The organism is Chromobacterium sp. FG89 (assembly GCF_057808735.1).
In genome coordinates, this window is the sequence record NZ_JBMDIQ010000014.1 from 108,523 (window position 1) to 125,745 (window position 17,223).

16 protein-coding genes are annotated in these 17,223 nt (G+C 64.8%); 12 read left to right on the top strand and 4 right to left on the bottom strand.

Translation table 11 applies throughout. The features are described 5' to 3' along the window. The first annotated feature begins 73 nt into the window (after positions 1-73). Positions 74-2,365, top strand: coding sequence for a 5-methyltetrahydropteroyltriglutamate--homocysteine S-methyltransferase (metE, locus tag ACODRW_RS15085; protein WP_488906085.1), 2,292 nt, complete (start codon positions 74-76; stop codon positions 2,363-2,365). 64 nt (positions 2,366-2,429) lie between these two features. On the opposite strand, the gene ACODRW_RS15090 is transcribed toward metE, so the two are convergent. From ACODRW_RS15090 to ACODRW_RS15100, 3 genes are all read right to left on the bottom strand, one after another. Further along, complete coding sequence (locus ACODRW_RS15090; protein WP_107798500.1) at positions 2,430-2,888, bottom strand: SixA phosphatase family protein; 459 nt, start codon at positions 2,886-2,888, stop codon at positions 2,430-2,432. Positions 2,889-2,999: 111 nt separating this feature from the next. Continuing rightward, positions 3,000-3,716: an LrgB family protein gene (locus tag ACODRW_RS15095; RefSeq protein ID WP_235087306.1), complete on the bottom strand. Its 717-nt coding sequence runs from the start codon at positions 3,714-3,716 to the stop codon at positions 3,000-3,002. Beyond that, the gene (locus ACODRW_RS15100) at positions 3,709-4,065 is read right to left on the bottom strand and encodes a CidA/LrgA family protein (protein WP_488906086.1); all 357 of its coding nucleotides are present in this window, start codon (positions 4,063-4,065) and stop codon (positions 3,709-3,711) included. The genes ACODRW_RS15095 and ACODRW_RS15100 overlap by 8 nt, the downstream gene beginning before the upstream one ends. A gap of 133 nt (positions 4,066-4,198) precedes the next feature. On the opposite strand from ACODRW_RS15100, the gene ACODRW_RS15105 reads away from it, so the two are divergent. From ACODRW_RS15105 to ACODRW_RS15115, 3 genes are all read left to right on the top strand, one after another. Further along, positions 4,199-4,726, top strand: a complete 528-nt coding sequence (locus tag ACODRW_RS15105; RefSeq protein WP_488906087.1) for a chorismate--pyruvate lyase family protein — start codon at positions 4,199-4,201, stop codon at positions 4,724-4,726. Further along, positions 4,723-5,595: a 4-hydroxybenzoate octaprenyltransferase gene (gene ubiA, locus ACODRW_RS15110; protein ID WP_235087302.1), complete on the top strand. Its 873-nt coding sequence runs from the start codon at positions 4,723-4,725 to the stop codon at positions 5,593-5,595. Before ACODRW_RS15105 ends, ubiA begins: the two co-directional genes overlap by 4 nt. 149 nt (positions 5,596-5,744) lie before the next feature. Next, complete coding sequence (locus ACODRW_RS15115; protein WP_199225815.1) at positions 5,745-5,975, top strand: hypothetical protein; 231 nt, start codon at positions 5,745-5,747, stop codon at positions 5,973-5,975. A gap of 125 nt (positions 5,976-6,100) precedes the next feature. On the opposite strand, the gene ACODRW_RS15120 is transcribed toward ACODRW_RS15115, so the two are convergent. Beyond that, positions 6,101-6,397 (bottom strand): ArsR/SmtB family transcription factor, encoded by a 297-nt coding sequence (locus ACODRW_RS15120; RefSeq protein WP_019100570.1) that lies wholly within the window; start codon positions 6,395-6,397, stop codon positions 6,101-6,103. Positions 6,398-6,500: 103 nt separating this feature from the next. Between ACODRW_RS15120 and gpmI the strand changes: the two genes are divergently transcribed. The 8 genes from gpmI to ettA all read left to right on the top strand — a co-directional run bounded on the left by gpmI (position 6,501) and on the right by ettA (position 17,133). Further along, positions 6,501-8,024 carry a 2,3-bisphosphoglycerate-independent phosphoglycerate mutase gene (gene gpmI / locus ACODRW_RS15125; protein ID WP_488906088.1) on the top strand — a complete coding sequence of 508 codons (1,524 nt, stop codon included), beginning with the start codon at positions 6,501-6,503 and terminating at the stop codon, positions 8,022-8,024. A gap of 100 nt (positions 8,025-8,124) precedes the next feature. Continuing rightward, complete coding sequence (locus ACODRW_RS15130; RefSeq protein ID WP_107798494.1) at positions 8,125-9,453, top strand: murein hydrolase activator EnvC family protein; 1,329 nt, start codon at positions 8,125-8,127, stop codon at positions 9,451-9,453. A 27-nt stretch (positions 9,454-9,480) separates the two neighbouring features. Beyond that, the gene (locus ACODRW_RS15135) at positions 9,481-10,923 is read left to right on the top strand and encodes a S41 family peptidase (RefSeq protein ID WP_227104445.1); all 1,443 of its coding nucleotides are present in this window, start codon (positions 9,481-9,483) and stop codon (positions 10,921-10,923) included. Between the two features lie 144 nt (positions 10,924-11,067). Beyond that, positions 11,068-12,372, top strand: coding sequence for an amino-acid N-acetyltransferase (gene argA, locus ACODRW_RS15140; RefSeq protein ID WP_107798492.1), 1,305 nt, complete (start codon positions 11,068-11,070; stop codon positions 12,370-12,372). A gap of 87 nt (positions 12,373-12,459) precedes the next feature. Then, positions 12,460-12,732, top strand: a complete 273-nt coding sequence (locus ACODRW_RS15145; protein ID WP_048409108.1) for an oxidative damage protection protein — start codon at positions 12,460-12,462, stop codon at positions 12,730-12,732. 71 nt (positions 12,733-12,803) lie between these two features. Further along, entirely contained in the window at positions 12,804-14,861 is a 2,058-nt protein-coding gene (gene ppk1, locus ACODRW_RS15150; protein ID WP_107798491.1) for a polyphosphate kinase 1, read from the top strand. A 49-nt stretch (positions 14,862-14,910) separates the two neighbouring features. Next, entirely contained in the window at positions 14,911-15,390 is a 480-nt protein-coding gene (locus tag ACODRW_RS15155; RefSeq protein ID WP_019100492.1) for a DUF456 domain-containing protein, read from the top strand. 75 nt (positions 15,391-15,465) lie between these two features. Then, positions 15,466-17,133 carry an energy-dependent translational throttle protein EttA gene (gene ettA, locus ACODRW_RS15160; RefSeq protein ID WP_107798490.1) on the top strand — a complete coding sequence of 556 codons (1,668 nt, stop codon included), beginning with the start codon at positions 15,466-15,468 and terminating at the stop codon, positions 17,131-17,133. Positions 17,134-17,223: the final 90 nt, after the last annotated feature.

Here is a 17,223-nt window from a genome sequence, read left to right on the forward strand (position 1 = left end):
TGGCAAAATAATGAGTTTGTATCATACAACAGCTTGCGCAATGCTAGGGACATCACGAACCAAGGAGTCCGCCATGACCACCCTGCACCTGCTCGGCTTTCCCCGCATCGGCGCCAAGCGCGAACTGAAGACCCTGCTGGAAAACTACTGGAAAAACGAAATCGACGAAGCCGCGCTGCTGAGCGGCGCGCGTGAACTGCGCCAGCGCCACTGGCTGCTGCAAAAAGGCGCCGGCGTGGAACTGTCCCCGGTAGGCGATTTCTCCCTGTACGACCACGTGCTGGATGCGCAGCTGCTGGTGGGCGCACTGCCTCCGCGCTTTGGCTTCGACGCCGCCCGGCTGAGCACCGAGCAATATTTCCAACTGGCGCGCGGCAACGCCGGCCAGCCGGCGCTGGAAATGACCAAATGGTTCGACACCAACTACCACTACCTGGTGCCGGAATGGCATGAGGACACCGCCTTCCAGGCGCAGCCGGAGCGCCTGCTGGCGCAAGTGCGCGAAGCCCAGGCCCTGGGCCTGCGCGCCAAGCCGGTGCTGCTGGGACCGCTGTCGCTGCTGTGGCTGGGCAAGGCCAAGCACGCCGGCCTGGACAGGCTGTCCTTGCTGCCCGCCCTGCTGCAGGCTTATCGCGACGTACTGGCCGCGCTGGCGGCGGCCAAGGTGGAATGGGTGCAGATCGACGAGCCCATCCTGGCGCTGGACCTGCCGCCGGAATGGCTGGCCGCCTTCGAACCCGCCTACCGGCAATTGCAGGACGATTCCTTGAACCTGCTGCTGGCGACTTACTTCGGCAGCGTCGCCGAACACGCCGAGCTGCTGCAACGCTTGCCGGTGGCCGGCCTGCACCTGGACCTGGTGCGCGCGCCGCTGCAACTGGCGGCCTTCGCCGACGGCTGGCCGCAGGACAAGGTGCTGTCCGCCGGCGTCATCGACGGACGCAATATCTGGCGCGCCGATCTGTCCCGCGTGCTGGCCAGCCTGCAGCCCTTGGCCGCCGATCTGGGCGAGCGTCTGTGGATCGCTCCCAGCTGCTCGCTGCTGCACGCGCCCTTCGACCTGGCCGCGGAAACCCAGCTCGACGTCGACGTCAAAACCTGGCTCGCCTTCGCGGTGCAAAAACTCAATGAGCTGAAAGTGCTGAAACGCGGCGTGGAGCAAGGCCGCGAAGCCATCGCCAATGAATTGGCCGGCAGCGACTACGCCCGTCAGCAGCGCGCCGCCAGCCCGCTGATCCACCGCCCCGAAGTGCAGCGACGCCTGGCCACGCTGCCGGCCGACGCCGACCGCCGCCACAGCGCCTATCCGGCGCGCGCCGCCGCGCAGCAAGCCTGGCTCAAGCTGCCGCTGCTGCCCACCACCACCATAGGTTCCTTCCCGCAGACGGCCTCCATCCGCGGCGCTCGCGCCGCCTTCAAACGCGGCGAGCTGTCCGCCGACGCCTACCGCCAGGCGATGCGGCAGGAAATCGAGCTGGCGATCCGCCGTCAGGAGGCTTTGGACATCGACGTGCTGGTGCACGGCGAGGCCGAACGCAACGATATGGTGGAGTACTTCGGCGAGCAATTGTCCGGCTTCGTGTTCACCGCGGGCGGCTGGGTGCAAAGCTACGGCAGCCGCTGCGTGAAGCCGCCCATTTTGTTCGGCGACGTGGCGCGGCCGCAAGCAATGACCGTGGAATGGGCGGAGTACGCGCAAAGCCTGACCCCGCGTCCGGTCAAGGGCATGCTCACCGGCCCGGTCACCATCCTGCAATGGAGCTTTGTCCGCGACGACCTGCCGCGCGGCGAAGTCTGCCGCCAGATCGCCCTGGCGCTGAACGACGAGGTGCGCGACCTGGAGACCGGCGGCATCCGCGTGATCCAGATCGACGAACCGGCCATCCGCGAAGGCCTGCCGCTGAAGCGCGCCGATCGCGCCGCCTATCTGGATTGGGCCGGCGAGGCCTTCCGGCTGTCTTGCCACGGCGTGGCCGATGCCACCCAGATCCACACCCATATGTGCTATTCGGAGTTCGGCGACATCCTGCCGGCCATCGCCGCGCTGGACGCCGATGTGATCACCATCGAAACCTCGCGCTCGGACATGGAGCTGTTGCAGGACTTCGGCCACTTCCGCTATCCCAACGCCATCGGCCCCGGCGTCTACGACATCCACAGCCCGCGGGTGCCGCCGGAAGCGGAAATCCAGCAGCTGCTGGAAAAGGCGCTACAGGTGATCGAGCCGGAAAAACTGTGGGTCAACCCCGACTGCGGCCTGAAAACCCGCGGCTGGCCGGAGGTGGAAGCCGCGCTCTCCAGCATGGTCAAGGTCAGCAAGACGCTGCGCCGGCGTCTGGCGCAGGAGGCCGACGCCGTCGTTTGAAGCGTTCAATCTGTCGGCACAATAGAAAAGGCCCCTCGATCGAGGGGCCTTTTTTCGTTCCGACTCAAGGCTGCAACATGCCCGGCGTCATCATCGCCTTCAAACGCGTCTGCTCTATGCCGTGGCGCTCGCGGTGGCTCAACCACCAGATCGAGCCCTTCTTCACGCTCCACAACTGCTGCTGCTCGGACAACAGGCTGGACGCCAGCCAGCCGATATAGGGCTGATGGCCGACCAGCACCACGGTGCGGTCCGTCTCCGGCCAGCCTATCGCCTCCAGCACCTCCTCCGGCGACGCCGTCGGGTTCAGCGCCGGCAAGGTCTGAAAGCTTTTCGCCAGCAAGGCCGCCGTCTGCTGCGAACGCTTGGCCTCCGAGGCCAGCAGCAGATAATCGCGCGGCAGGCGCACCCGCAGCCAGGACGCCATCTGGCTGGCCTGCTGCTGTCCGCGCCGCGTCAGCGCGCGAGCCAGATCATCGGAGCCGTCCTCGGCCTCGGCGTGGCGCCACAAAATCAAATCCATACACACCCCTCATCAAATATTTTTAATTCGGCGCAAGCGAGCCAAGTCGGGCACCCGCCCAGGGCGGGATGCGCGGCTTGGCGCGACTGCGAAATGAAAACCGCCGGCGCGCTACAACGGGAACAGCGCCAGCAGCAAGGGCACCAACAAGGCGGTGAGCACCCCGTTCAAGCCCATCGCCAGGCCGGCGAAGGCGCCCGCAGTCTCCGACAGCTGAAACACCCGCGCCGTTCCAATCCCGTGCGCGGAAATGCCGGCGGCCACGCCCAGCGCCATATCGTCGCGCAGGCGCAGACCGTTGAACAAGGGCCGCGCCGCCACCGCGCCGAAAACGCCGGACAGGATCACGCACATCGCCGCCAACTCCGGCACCCCGCCTATGCTTTGCGACACGCTCATCGCGATCGGCGTGGTCGCCGCCCGCGTGCTCAGCGACAGCAAAACCTCGCGCGGCAAGCCGAACAGCCAGCCCAGGCCCACGGCGCTGACGACGCCGGTGACGCCGCCCAAGGCGATGCTCAGCGCCAGCGGCCCGGCCGCGCGCTTGAGCCGGCTCAGATTGCCGTACAAGGGCACCGCCAAAGCCACCGTCGCCGGCCCCAGCAACATCTGTATCCACTGCGCGCCCTGCATGTACTGCCGGTAATCGGTGCGCGTCAGCAATAGCCAGCCCAGCACCAGCAACACCCCGATCAAGACCGGGTTGGACAGCGGATGGCCGCGGCAACGGCGATTAAACCCCAAGGCCAGCCGGTAAGCCAGCAGCGTGATGAACACCCCGGTCAGCGGCGATTCCCTCAGCGCGGACAATACGCCGACGCTAGTCATGCCAGCCTCCTCGCCGCCGCGCCAGCATCCAATGCAAGGCCAGCCCCGGCACCAGCAAGGTGATCAAGGTCGACAAGACCAGCACCGCCGCCAGGCGCGCGCCGTAATCGGCCAGCAAGGCCTGATACGCCAGCACCGCGCCGCCGGCCGGGATGAACAGCAAGGACATATGCGCCAGAAAACGCGGCGCATGGGTCTGCAACGTCGCCGGCACCCCGCGGCGCGCGCACAAGGTGACGAACAGCAGCAGCATGCCCAGAACCGGTCCCGGCACCGGCACGCCCAAACCGCGCGACAAGACCTCCCCCGCCAATTGATAGCCCAGCAGCCACAGCGCAGTCTCCATCATGCGATCATTCCTCCTTCCCCTTGATGACGACATGATAATCCGCCGGCTTGCGCTTGGGGATAGACAGATGGGCGCGCGTCGCGTCGCAGAAGGGGCGGGACAAGCCCCCGCCGGCTTTGGCATAATGCGCGCCATGCCCAATCCCCCAATCTGGCTGCCGGAACCGCCGGCGCTGTCCGCCGCCGCGCAATCCTGTCTCACCGAAGCCGGCTCGCTGACCGAACGGCTGCAAAGCACCGGCCGCCGCTTCGCCGTGCGCGTGCTGCGGCAAGGCCCCGACGCCTGCCTGGAAGACGAGGCGCAGCCGCTCGGCCTGGCCGCCAGCGCGCCGCTGCAGGCCCGCGAAGTGGCGCTGACCCTGGACGACACCCCGGTGGTGTTCGCCCGCAGCGTTACCCGTCTGGACTGCGCGGCCTGGCAGCCCATTCTAGACCGCGGCAGCCGCTCGCTGGGTCTGACATTGTTCGGCGGTCTGCCCGATTTGCTCCGCGACCCGCTGCGCTACCGCCTCATCGCCGCCGATCATCCGCTGTTCGCGCCGGCGGCCCGACTCAGCCCGCACGCCAGCTACCCGGCGCGGCGCTGCCGCTTTCTGCTGCGGCAGGCGCCCTTGCTGGTTTGCGAACTCTTTTTGCCGGAGCTGGAGAATTTCCTGCGATGAACGCCACCCGCCTCAATGAACGTTTGACGGTTTACATGCAACTGATGCGCATGGACAAGCCCATCGGCACTTTCCTGCTGCTGTGGCCTACGCTGTGGGCGCTGCTGATCGCCGGCCAGGGCCGGCCCGACCCGCTGATCGTGCTGATCTTCGTCGTCGGCACCTTTCTGATGCGCTCGGCCGGCTGCGTGATCAACGACTACGCGGATCGCGACTTCGACGGCCACGTGGCGCGCACCCGGCAACGGCCGTTCGCCCGCGGCGCGGTCGGCAAGAAGGAGGCCTTGCTGCTGGCAGCAGGTCTGGCCTTGCTGTCGCTGCTGCTGATCCTGCCGCTGAACGGCCTGACCCTGCTCTTGAGCGTGCCGGCGCTGTTCATCGCCGCCAGCTATCCGTTCACCAAGCGCTTCTTCCCGGTGCCGCAAGCCTATCTGGGCCTGGCCTTCTCCTTCGGCATCCCGATGGCCTTCGCCGCCCAGACCGGCGAGGTGCCGGCGCTGGCCTGGCTGCTCTTGCTGGCCAACGCCAGCTGGACGCTGGCTTACGACACCGCCTACGCGATCAGCGACAAGCCGGACGATCTCAAGATCGGCATCAAGACCTCGGCGATCACCTTCGGCGACTACGACGTGCTGGCCATCATGCTGTTCCACGCTGTCTTCCTCGCGCTGATGGCCGGCATCGGCCTACATCTGGCGCTGGCCTGGCCTTTTTACCTGTCCTTGCTCGTGGCCGTCGTCTTGATGGCCAAGCAATATCAGGACATCCGGGAACGCGACCGCGCCGCCTGCTTCAAAGCCTTTCTCGACAATAATCGCGTAGGCGCGGCCATCCTCGTCGGCGTGGCGCTCAGCTACTGGTTGCCGTAAAACCCAATGTCATTATTTTGCGGCGCAGCGATACTTTGTGAATTCCTGTGAACTTTTCGAGAAGGGTTCAATCCCAGAGAAGGCATATTCCACCCATTTGGAATTGCAGCCGACATGCACCACCGGCTTCACACAAGAAAGGACATATCATGAAACTGATTTCCGCTCTGATCGCCGCTGCTTTCGCCACTAGCGCCCTGGCCGCCTCCCCGGCGTCCGCGCCCGCCGCCGAAAAGAAAATGGAGCATAAGGCCGAACACAAGCAGGCCGGCAAAAAGCACCACAAGAAGCATGCTTCGGGCGCCGCGCACCACAAGAAATCCGGCCACAAGCATTCGGGAAAGAAAGCTGAACACAAAGCGGCTTCCGCCGCCAAGTAATTGATCGCCGGGCCGAGGGCCCGACGCAAAAACGCCGCGGCTCGCCATGCGCCGCGGCGTTTTCATATCCGGGTACGATCAAAGGCCGGCCGGAGGCCGGCGGCGGGCGTCAGCCGGGCGGAGAATTATTCGCCGAAGCCACAGAACACCTCGCGCATCATCTTCAAGACTTCCAGCGTGCGGATGTCGCCGACGCGGTAATAAACGCGGTTGGCGTCCTTACGCGTGCGCAACACGCCCTTGTCGCGCATAATGGCCAAATGCTGAGAAATATTGCTCTGCGACGTGCCCACCTGCTCGACTATATCCTGCACGCTCACTTCCTGGTCTTCCAGCACCGATATGATCTTCAAACGCAGCGGGTGCGACATGGCCTTCATCGCCCTCGAGGTCTGCTCGATCTGGTCATCGTTGAACAGCAAGGCTTCTCTCCCTGTAGAGTCATTTTATTTAGTCTGACTGCGGTACAATACTACACTAAATCCAATACCATCAAGATTTTCTAATATTCAGAATGTGAATGCCATGAAATCCATCAAACCGGTGTTGTTGTTGATTCTCGACGGTTTTGGCCATCGCACCGAAGGCGATGACAACGCAATTCTTCATGCCTCGATGCCTAATTGGAACCGTCTGCGCCAGACCTTCCCCTACGGCACCATCAACGCCTCGGAAAACTTCGTCGGCCTGCCCTCCGGCCAGTTCGGCAATTCCGAAGTGGGCCACCTCAACATCGGCGCCGGCCGCGTGGTGCAACAGGACATCAGCCGCATAGACTGCGACATCGAAGACGGCCGCTTCGCCGCCAATCCCGCGCTGGTCTCCGGCATCGCCAAAGCCAAGGACGCGACGCTGCACATCATGGGCCTGCTGTCCGACGGCGGCGTTCACAGCCATGAAAACCACATTCACTCGCTGATCCGCGCGGCCCAGGCCGCCGGCGTCGCGCGCATCCACGTGCACGCCTTCCTGGACGGCCGCGACACCCCGCCGCGCAGCGCCAAGACCTATCTGGAACGGCTGGACGCGGTGCTGGCGGAATGCCCGGCCGCGCGCCTGGCGTCCGTGACCGGCCGCTACTGGGCGATGGACCGCGACAAACGCTGGGAGCGCCTGGAGCCGGCTTACCGGCTGCTGGTGGAAGGTGAAGGCCTGTTCCACGCCCGCAACGGCCTGGAAGCGCTGGAAGCGGCCTACGCCCGCGACGAGAACGACGAGTTCGTCAAGGCCACCGCCATCGGCGAAAGCGCCCGGATGCACGACGGCGACGTCGTGGTGTTCATGAATTTCCGCGCCGACCGCGCGCGCCAATTGGTCAGCGCGCTGACCGACCCGGCCTTCGACGGCTTCAAGGCGCGCCAGCCCAAGTTCGCCGACTTCGTCACCCTGACCTCCTACGGCGAAGCCTACAGCCGCCTGTCCATCGCCTATCCGCCGCAGAAAATCAGCAACGGCTTCGGCGAATACCTGGCCAGCCAAGGCCTGAAACAGCTGCGCATCGCCGAAACCGAGAAATACCCGCACGTCACCTACTTCTTCAACGGCGGCGAGGAGCAGGTCTATCCCGGCGAAGATCGCATCCTGGTGCCATCGCCCAAGGTGGCCACTTACGACCTGCAGCCGGAAATGAACGCTGGCGAAGTTACGGACAAAATCGTCGCCGCCATCGCCTCCGGCCAATATCAGGCCATCATCTGCAATTACGCCAACGGCGACATGGTGGGCCACAGCGGCATCTTCGACGCCGCGGTCAAGGCGGTGGAAGCGCTGGACGGCTGCGTCGGCCGCTGCGTGGAGGCGATGCGCGCCGCCGGCGGCGAGGTGCTGATCACCGCCGACCACGGCAATTGCGAACAGATGTACGACGCAGAGCATCACCAGCCGCACACCCAGCACACGCTGAGCCCGGTGCCCTTCCTCTATGTCGGCCGTCCGGCCCGGATCCGCGCCGGCGGCTCGCTGCGCGACATCGCGCCGTCGCTGCTGGCGATGATGGGCCTGGAACAACCAGCGGAGATGACCGGTCAATCGCTGATCGAACTCCAATAAGACCCGCCGCCGCCGGCCCCGCCGGCGTCAAGGAGCCGGACCCCTCGCTCGAGGACGGGGCGTCCGGCCCGCGGCCCAAGCAGAAAGCATATTCCCGGCCATGAAACCCTATGTCCTGATGGCGGCCTTGATCGCCGGAAGCAGCCACGCCGCGCCTCCGGCCTCCGCTGCGCTGTCCACCGCCCCGCACCAGCAAGATCTCAAATCGGTGCGCAAGGAAATCGACACCCTGAAAAAAGACATCGCCCAGAAACAGGCGGTGCAAAAAGAAGCGCAATCGGCGATCAAGGAATCGGAACAAGCCATTAGCCAGACCAGCCAGGCGCTGGTGAAGCTGGAAAAGAAACAAAGCAGCTCGGAACAGCAGCTCGAAGCGCTGCGCGCCCAGATCAACGCCAGCCGCAACAGCCTGGCCGCGGTGCGCCAGCGCGTGGCCCTGATGCTGGCGCGCCAGTACAAGAGCGGCCAGCACGACGCGATGAAGCTGATGATGAACGCGAACGACCCCAATCAGAGCGCGCGCGACCTCGCCTACTATCAGCACATCGCCCGCGCCCAACAGCAATTGGTGGCCCAGCTGATCACCCACCAGCACGAGCTGGAAGCGCTGTCCTTCCAGCTGGAGCAGGAACTGGCGCGGCTCAACTCGCTGTCGGACCGCAAGAGCCAGGAAAAGAGCTCGCTGCAGCAGGACAAGGCCAGCCAGCAGCAAGAACTCAACAAGGTCACCGGCGAGATCAAGACGGGACAGAGCAAACTCAGCCAGTTGCAGGAAAACGAAAAACGCCTGACCGGCCTGATCGCCCAGATCAACAAGGAAATCCAGCGTCGCCGCGCCGAGATCGCGCGCAAGGCGGCGGAAGAACGCAAGGCCAGGCTGGCCGCCGCCCGCGAAGCCGCGCGCAAGGAAAACGAACGCCGCCGCAAGCTGGCGGAAAACGCCAAGAAACAAGGCAAGCCGGTGCCGGAGGAAGCCAAGCAGACGGTCACGGTGAAAGAGGAAGCCATCACCGACGTGGCCGACGACAGCGCCGCCGGTCGCGCCTTCGTCAGCCTGCAGGGGCGGATGAAAATGCCGGTGGCCGGACAATTGGTCGGCCGCTTCGGCAAGCCGCGTCAGCAAGGCGTCAGCTGGAAAGGCCTGTTCATCCAGACCGCCAACGGCACCCCGGTGCGCAGCGTGGCCGACGGCACCGTGGTATTCGCCGATCAACTGCGCGGTTTCGGCAACGCCGTTCTGGTCGATCACGGCGGCAATTACATGACGGTCTATACCGGACTATCGGTGATAGGCAAATCCGTGGGCAGCAGCGTCAAGGCCGGCGACACGATCGGCAACACAGGAACACTGGACAGCGGCGAATCCGGCCTGTACTTTGAAATCCGACACATGGGACGACCCCTAAACCCGCAAGCCTGGGCGCGCTAAGCCAGGCAACGGAGACAGATAACAAACATGAGCAGCCAAAGAATGAAGAAGATTGCCTGGCTAGTGGCCGGCGCCATGGCCGGCGGCGTGCTGACGCTGAGCATGCAAGCCTTTGCCGACAAGGGCGAATCCCCTCTGCCGCTGAGCGAGCTGCGCACCTTCGCCGAAGTGTTTGGCCGCATCAAGCAGGACTACGTCGACCCGGTGGAAGACAAGAAGCTGATCACCGCCGCCATCAAGGGCATGCTGACCGGTCTGGACCCGCACTCCGACTACATGGACCCGGAGGCCTTCAAGGAACTCAAGGAAGGCACCCAGGGCGAATTCGGCGGCCTGGGCATCGAGATCGGCGCCGAGGACGGCCTGGTCAAGGTGGTGTCCCCTATCGAGGACACGCCGGCGCAGAAGGCGGGCATCAAGAGCGGCGACCTGATCATCAAGATCGACGACACCCCGGTGCGCGGCCTGTCCCTGACCGACGCGGTGAAGAAAATGCGCGGCAAGCCGGGCACCAAGGTCACGCTGACCATCGCCCGCAAGACCGAGACCAAACCGCTGGTGTTCACGCTGGCGCGCGCAGTGATCAAGACCAAGAGCGTCAAATACAAGCTGTTGGAGCCGGACTTCGGCTATGTGCGCATCACCCAGTTCCAGGAGCACACCTCCGAGGACCTGGCCGCCGGCGTGCAGGCGCTTTACAAGGAAAACAAGCAGGGGCTGAAAGGCCTGGTGCTGGACCTGCGCGACGATCCGGGCGGACTGCTCAACGGCGCGGTCGGCGTATCCGCCGCCTTCCTCGCCAAGAACCAGCTGGTGGTCTATACCGAAGGCCGCACGCCCGACGCCAAGATGCGCTTGACCGCCAATCTGCAGAACTACGCTCGCCCCAACGGCAGTGACCCGCTGGCCCGGCTGCCGGTGGAAGCCCGCAACGTGCCGCTGGTGGTGCTGGTCAACGGCGGCTCCGCCTCGGCGTCGGAAATCGTCGCCGGCGCGCTGCAAGACCACAAGCGCGCGGTGCTGGTGGGCACCCAGACCTTCGGCAAGGGCTCGGTGCAATCCATCATGCCGCTGGGCAACGCCGGCGGCATCAAGCTGACCACCGCGCGCTACTTCACGCCCAACGGCCGCTCGATCCAGGCCAAGGGCATCGTGCCCGACGTGGTGGTGGAGGACGGCACGCTGACCGCGGCGGAACAAGCCATCCGCGTGCGCGAAGCCGATCTGGAAAACCACTTGGCCAACCCCAACGGCGAGGACAAGCCGGCGTCCAAGAGCAGCGTCAAGCCGGCTCCCGCTCCGGCCCCCCAGCCCGCCCCGGCCAAGCCGGACGACGGCAAGGACAAGGCCAAGCCGGAAGAAAAGAGCCAGTTCGGTCCGCGCGATCCCAACCCCAAGAACGACAACCAGCTGTCGCAGGCGCTGAACATTCTCAAGGTGCAGCAAATCCTGCAGAAAAAAGGCAGCTGATCCCGCGACGGCAGCCATCGCGCGCCCCTGGTTTTTCCAGGGGCGTTTTTCATGCGCGCCCGCTATTGTCCTCCTGCAAAACACCGTCATTCCTGCTACGCTATCCGGCTCAACCCTAGTTTTCCGGCCGGAGCCGCTGACCCCATGCTTACCCGCGAATTCGTGCTTTCCTTTCGCGAAGCCGCCCCCTATATCAACGCCTACCGCGGCAAGACCTTCGTGCTGGCCGTCAGCGGAGAAACCCTGCAGGACGGCGAATTCGCCAGCCTGGCCCAGGACATCAACCTCTTGGTCAGCCTGGGCGTGCGCATCGTGCTGGTGCACGGCATCCGCCCGCAGATCGAAGGCCTGCTGAAACGACACGGCATCGCCCGCCTGTTCCACCGCGACCGCCGCGTCACCGACGCCGCCACCATGGATGTGGTCAAGCAGGCGGCCGGCGCCACCCGCTGCGACATCGAAGCGCTGCTGTCCATGGGCATGCCCAATTCGCCGATGCACGGCGCCCATCTGCGCGTGGCCGGCGGCAACTTCGTCACCGCCCAGCCGCTGGGCGTGCTGGACGGCGTGGACATGCAATACACCGGCCAGGTGCGCCGCGCCGACGGCGCCGCCATCCGCGCCCGCCTAGACCACGGCGAACTGGTGCTACTGTCGCCCATCGGCTACTCGCTGACCGGCGAGGCCTTCAACCTGACCATGGAAGAGCTGGCCACCCATGTCGCCATCACCCTGAAGGCGGAAAAGCTGATCTTCGTGATCGAGCAACGCGGCGTGATGCTGGACGAGGAACTGATCAGCACGCTGACCGCGCAGCAGGCCGAGGACCTGCTGGCCTCCGGCCGGCTGCAGGAAGACGTCAGCGCCTACCTGCCCTACGCCATCCGCGCCACCCGCGAAGGCATTCCGCGCGCCCACTTGATCAGCCGCCACGCCGACGGCGCCTTGCTGGTGGAACACTTCACCCGCGGCGGCAACGGCACCATGATCGCCCGCGATCCGCTGGTGAGGGTGCGCAACGCCAGCATCGAAGACATCGGCGACATCATCGGCCTGATCCAGCCGCTGGAAGAACAAGGCGTGCTGGTCAAGCGCAGCCGCGAACACCTGGAAGTGGAGATCGGCGAATACTCGGTGCTGGAGCACGACGGCAAGATCTACGGCTGCGTGGCCATGCACTCCTTCCCCGACTCCGGCACCGCCGAACTGGCCTGCCTGGCGGTGGCTCAGGACAAGCGCGACGGCGGCTTCGGCGAGATGCTGCTCAAACATGTGGAATACCAGGCGCGCACCCAGGGCCTGCAATCGCTGTTCGTGCTCACCACCCAGACCGCGCACTGGTTTGTCGAGCGCGGCTTCGCCGAGGCGGACAAGAGCGCGTTGCCGCTGGCGCGGCAGCAGTTCTACAACTATCAGCGCCGCTCCAAGGTTTTCGTCAAGGTCTTGTAAGCCTAGGGCCGCGTCGAGGTTGGAAGCGTTTCATCTCTGTGACACAATATTGAATTAACCTTTTTCCGATATTTTAAGGATTGCGCCATGAGCAGAACCGTCAATTGCGTCAAGCTGGGCCGCGAAGCCGAGGCCCTCGACTTCCCGCCGCTGCCGGGCGAACTGGGCAAGCGAGTGTTTGAGAACGTGTCCAAGGAAGCCTGGCAAGGCTGGCTGCGCTATCAGACCATGCTGATCAACGAAAACCGCCTGAGCCTGGCCGACGCCCGCGCCCGCCAGTATCTGGCCGCGCAGCTGGAAGCCTATTTCTTCGGCGACGGCGCCGACGCTCCCGCCGGCTATACTCCGCCGCAGAACTAATCGCCATGCCCAGCCCTCCAAGCGAGGGCTTTGTTTTTCCCTGAACTCTCCACTGTTGGCTTGAACCCCGTATGTCACACACGCAAGACCTGCTGATCAACCGCGAACTTGGCCTGCTCGAATTCAACCGCCGCGTGCTGGCCCAGGCGGAAGACGCCAACCTGCCGCTGCTGGAACGGCTGAAATTCCTGTGCATCGTGTCCTCCAACATGGACGAGTTCTTCGAAGTGCGCGTGGCCTGGCTGCAGGAAACCGCCGAGGCCACGCCGGAGCGCATCCTGGCCGACGGCTCCACGCCGGAACAGGCGCTGGCCAAGGTGGCCACCGCCGCCCACCAATTGGTGCGCGACCAGTACGCGGTGATGAGCGAAGTGCTGTTCCCGGCGCTGCGCGAGGAAAACATCATCTTCCTGCGCCGCAATGAATGGAGTCCGGCTCAGCAGCAATGGGTGCGGGATTTCTTCTTCCGCGAACTGATGCCCATCCTGACCCCGATAGGTCTGGACCCGTCCCACCCCTTCCCCAAGGTGCTGAACAAATCCTTGAACTTCGCGGTGGAGCTGGAAGGCCGCGACGCCTTCGGCCGCGCCTCCGGCATCGCCATCGTCCAGGCGCCGCGCATCCTGCCGCGCGTGATCAAGCTGCCGGCGGACGTCAGCGACGGCCACCGCCACACCTTCGTCTTCCTGTCCTCCATCCTGCACTCGCACGTGCACGAGCTGTTCAGCGGCATGGCGGTCAAGGGCTGCTACCAATTCCGCGTCACCCGCGACAGCGAGCTGACGGTGGAAGACGAGGAAGTGAAAAACCTGCGCACCGCCTTGCAAGGCGAGTTGCGCCAGCGCCAGTTCGGCGACGCGGTGCGGCTGGAGATCGCCGACACCTGCCCGGCGCACATGGAAGAATTCCTGCTGACCCAGTTCAACCTCAAGCCGCGCGACGTCTACCGCGTCAACGGCCCGGTCAATCTGGTGCGGCTGATGCAGGTGCCGGACCTGGTGGACCGGCCGGACCTGAAGTTCACGCCCTTCATCCCCACGCTGCCGGAAATGCTGCGCAAGAAGACACCGCTGTTCGACGCCATCCGCAAGGGCGACATCCTGCTGCATCACCCCTTCCAGAGCTTCCAGCCGGTGATAGACATGCTGACGCTGGCCGCGTCCGATCCGCATGTGGTGGCCATCAAGATGACGGTGTACCGCACCGGCACCGACTCGGTGCTGATGGAATCGCTGATCGCCGCCGCCCGCGCCGGCAAACAGGTGACCGTGGTGGTGGAATTGATGGCCCGCTTCGACGAGGAAGCCAATATCGGCTGGGCCAGCCGGCTGGAAGACGCCGGCGCCCACGTGGTCTACGGCGTGATCGGCTACAAGGTGCACGCCAAGATGCTGATGGTGGTGCGCCGCGAGGAACACGGCCTGCGCCGCTACGTGCATCTGGGCACCGGCAACTACCACCCGCGCACCGCCCGCCTCTACACCGACTTCGGCCTGCTGACCTGCAATGAGCAGATCGCCAGCGACGTCAACGACATCTTCGTGCAGCTGACCGGCCTGGGCCGCGCCAGCCAGCTCAAGCTGCTGTTCCAGAGCCCGTTCACCCTGCACAGCATGGTGATGGAGGCGATAGACCGCGAAATCGCCCACGCCCAGGCCGGCAAGCCGGCGCAGATCATCGCCAAGATGAACGCCCTGCTGGAAAGCCAAGTGATTCACGCGCTGTACCGCGCCAGCCAGGCCGGGGTCAAGATCCAGCTGATCGTGCGCGGCGTGTGCGCGCTGCGGCCCGGCGTGCCGGGGCTGTCCGACAACATCGTCGTGCGCTCCATCGTCGGCCGCTTCCTGGAACACCCGCGCGTGTTCTACTTCCACAACGACCGCAAAGAAGACCTGCTGATCGCCAGCGCCGACTGGATGGGCCGCAACTTCTTCCGCCGCATCGAAACCTGCGTGCCCATCGTCGACGTCAAACTCAAGCGCCGGGTGATCAAGGAAGCGCTGCGTCTCTATCTGGACGACAACGTCAACGCCTGGGACATGCTGCCGGACGGCAGCTACAAACGCCGCACCTCCCGCGGCAAGCCGCACTGCGCGCAACTGCAATTGCTGGAAGAGTACACCCGCTGACACCCGGCCCGCGGCCAGGCCGCGGGCGCGTTCTCCCGCAAGGACCACCATGGAAATCGCCGGCTACAGTCTTGCCGCCCTGCTCATCGTCGCCGGCCTGGCCGGCACCATGCTGCCCATCATCCCCGGCCTGCCGCTGATGTTCGGCGGCCTGCTGCTGGCCGCCTGGCTGGACAACTTCAACCACCTGGGCGCCATCAGCCTGATCATCATGGCCCTGCTCACCGCGCTGGGCCTGGTGATTGACTTCTTCGCCGGCCTGCTGGGCGCCAAGGCCAGCGGCGCCAGCAGCCAGGCGCTGTGGGGCGCCTTCATCGGCGGCATCGTCGGCATGTTCTTCGGCCTGGCCGGCGTGCTGCTCGGCCCGCTGGTCGGCGCCGTCATCGGCGAGTTCATCGCCCGCAAGGACGCCTTCCAGGCCGGCAAGGTCGGCATCGGCACCTTTATCGGCTTCATCGTCGGCGCGGTGGCCAAGGTGGCCTGCGCCTTCGCCATGCTGGCGACGGCGGCGCTGGCGCTACTGTTCTAGCGGCCACGTGGCTGGCCTAAACCGGGGGATTTGGTAGAATCCCGGTTTATCCCCTTCAATCCAGCGTGAATACCGATGGCACAATATGTAATGTCCATGCTCCGCGTGAGCAAGATCGTTCCGCCCAAGCGCCAGATCATCAAGGACATCTCCCTGTCCTTCTTCCCCGGCGCCAAGATCGGCCTGCTGGGCCTGAACGGCGCCGGTAAATCCACCGTGCTGCGCATCATGGCCGGCGCGGACAAGGAATACGAAGGCGAGGTGCAGCACCTGGCCGGAGTCAAGATCGGCTACCTGCCGCAGGAACCGCAGCTGGACCCTGAAAAAACCGTGCGCGAGGAAGTGGAAAGCGGCATGGGCGACGTGATGGGCGCGCAAAAGCGCCTGGAAGAGGTCTACGCCGCCTACGCCGACCCGGACGCCGACTTCGACGCGCTGGCCGAAGAACAGGCCAAGCTGGAAGCCATCATCGCCGCCGGCGCCAACGACAACGTAGAACACCAGCTGGAAATCGCCGCCGACGCGCTGCGCCTGCCGCCGTGGGACGCCAAGATCGCCCCGCTGTCCGGCGGCGAGAAGCGCCGCGTGGCGCTGTGCAAGCTGCTGCTGTCCAAGCCCGACATGCTGCTGCTGGACGAACCCACCAACCACCTGGACGCGGAATCGGTGGAATGGCTGGAGCAATTCCTGGTGCGCTTCCCCGGCACCGTGGTGGCCGTCACCCACGACCGCTACTTCCTGGACAACGCCGCCGAATGGATTCTGGAACTGGACCGCGGCGAAGGCATCCCGTGGAAAGGCAATTACTCCAGCTGGCTGGAGCAGAAGGAAGCCCGCCTGGCGCAGGAATCCAAGAGCGAAGGCGCGCGCATGAAGGCGATGAAGCAGGAACTGGAATGGGTGCGCCAGAACCCGAAAGGCCGCCAGGCCAAATCCAAGGCGCGTCTGGCCCGCTTCGAGGAACTGTCCAGCTACGAAACCCAGAAGCGCAACGAAACCCAGGAAATCTTCATCCCGGTGGCCGAGCGCCTGGGCAATGAGGTGATCGAGTTCAACGGCGTGTCCAAGGGCTTCGGCGACCGCCTGCTGATCGACAATCTCAGCTTCAAGGCCCCGCCGGGCGCCATCGTCGGCATCATCGGTCCCAACGGCGCCGGTAAATCGACGCTGTTCAAGATGATTGCCGGCAAGGAACAGCCGGACAGCGGCGAGGTCAAGATCGGCCAGACCGTGCAGATGGCCTTTGTCGAGCAGACTCGCGAGGGCCTGGACGGCGACAAGACCGTGTTCGAGGACGTGGCCGCCGGCGCCGACATCCTCACCGTGGGCAAGTTCGAGATGTCCAGCCGCGCCTACCTCGGCCGCTTCAACTTCAAGGGCGCCGATCAGCAGAAGAAGGTGGGCATGCTCTCCGGCGGCGAACGCGGCCGCCTGCACCTGGCCAAGACCCTGCTCCAGGGCGGCAATGTGCTGCTGCTGGACGAACCGTCCAACGATCTGGACGTGGAAACCCTGCGCGCGCTGGAAGACGCCTTGCTGGAATACGCCGGCACCGTATTCGTGATCTCCCACGACCGCTGGTTCCTGGACCGTATCGCCACCCACATCCTGGCGGCGGAAGGCGAATCGCAATGGACCTTCTTCGACGGCAACTATCAGGAATACGAAGCCGACAAGAAGAAACGCCTGGGCGAGGAAGCCGCCAAGCCCAAGCGCATCCGCTACAAGCCGATCAGCCGTTAAGAGCCTGTTTACGATCTGCTGCGCGTCGTGAAGCGTGACACAGTGAGTACCGCCTCGAAATGCTCATGTACCTCAAGTACATTCAGCTTT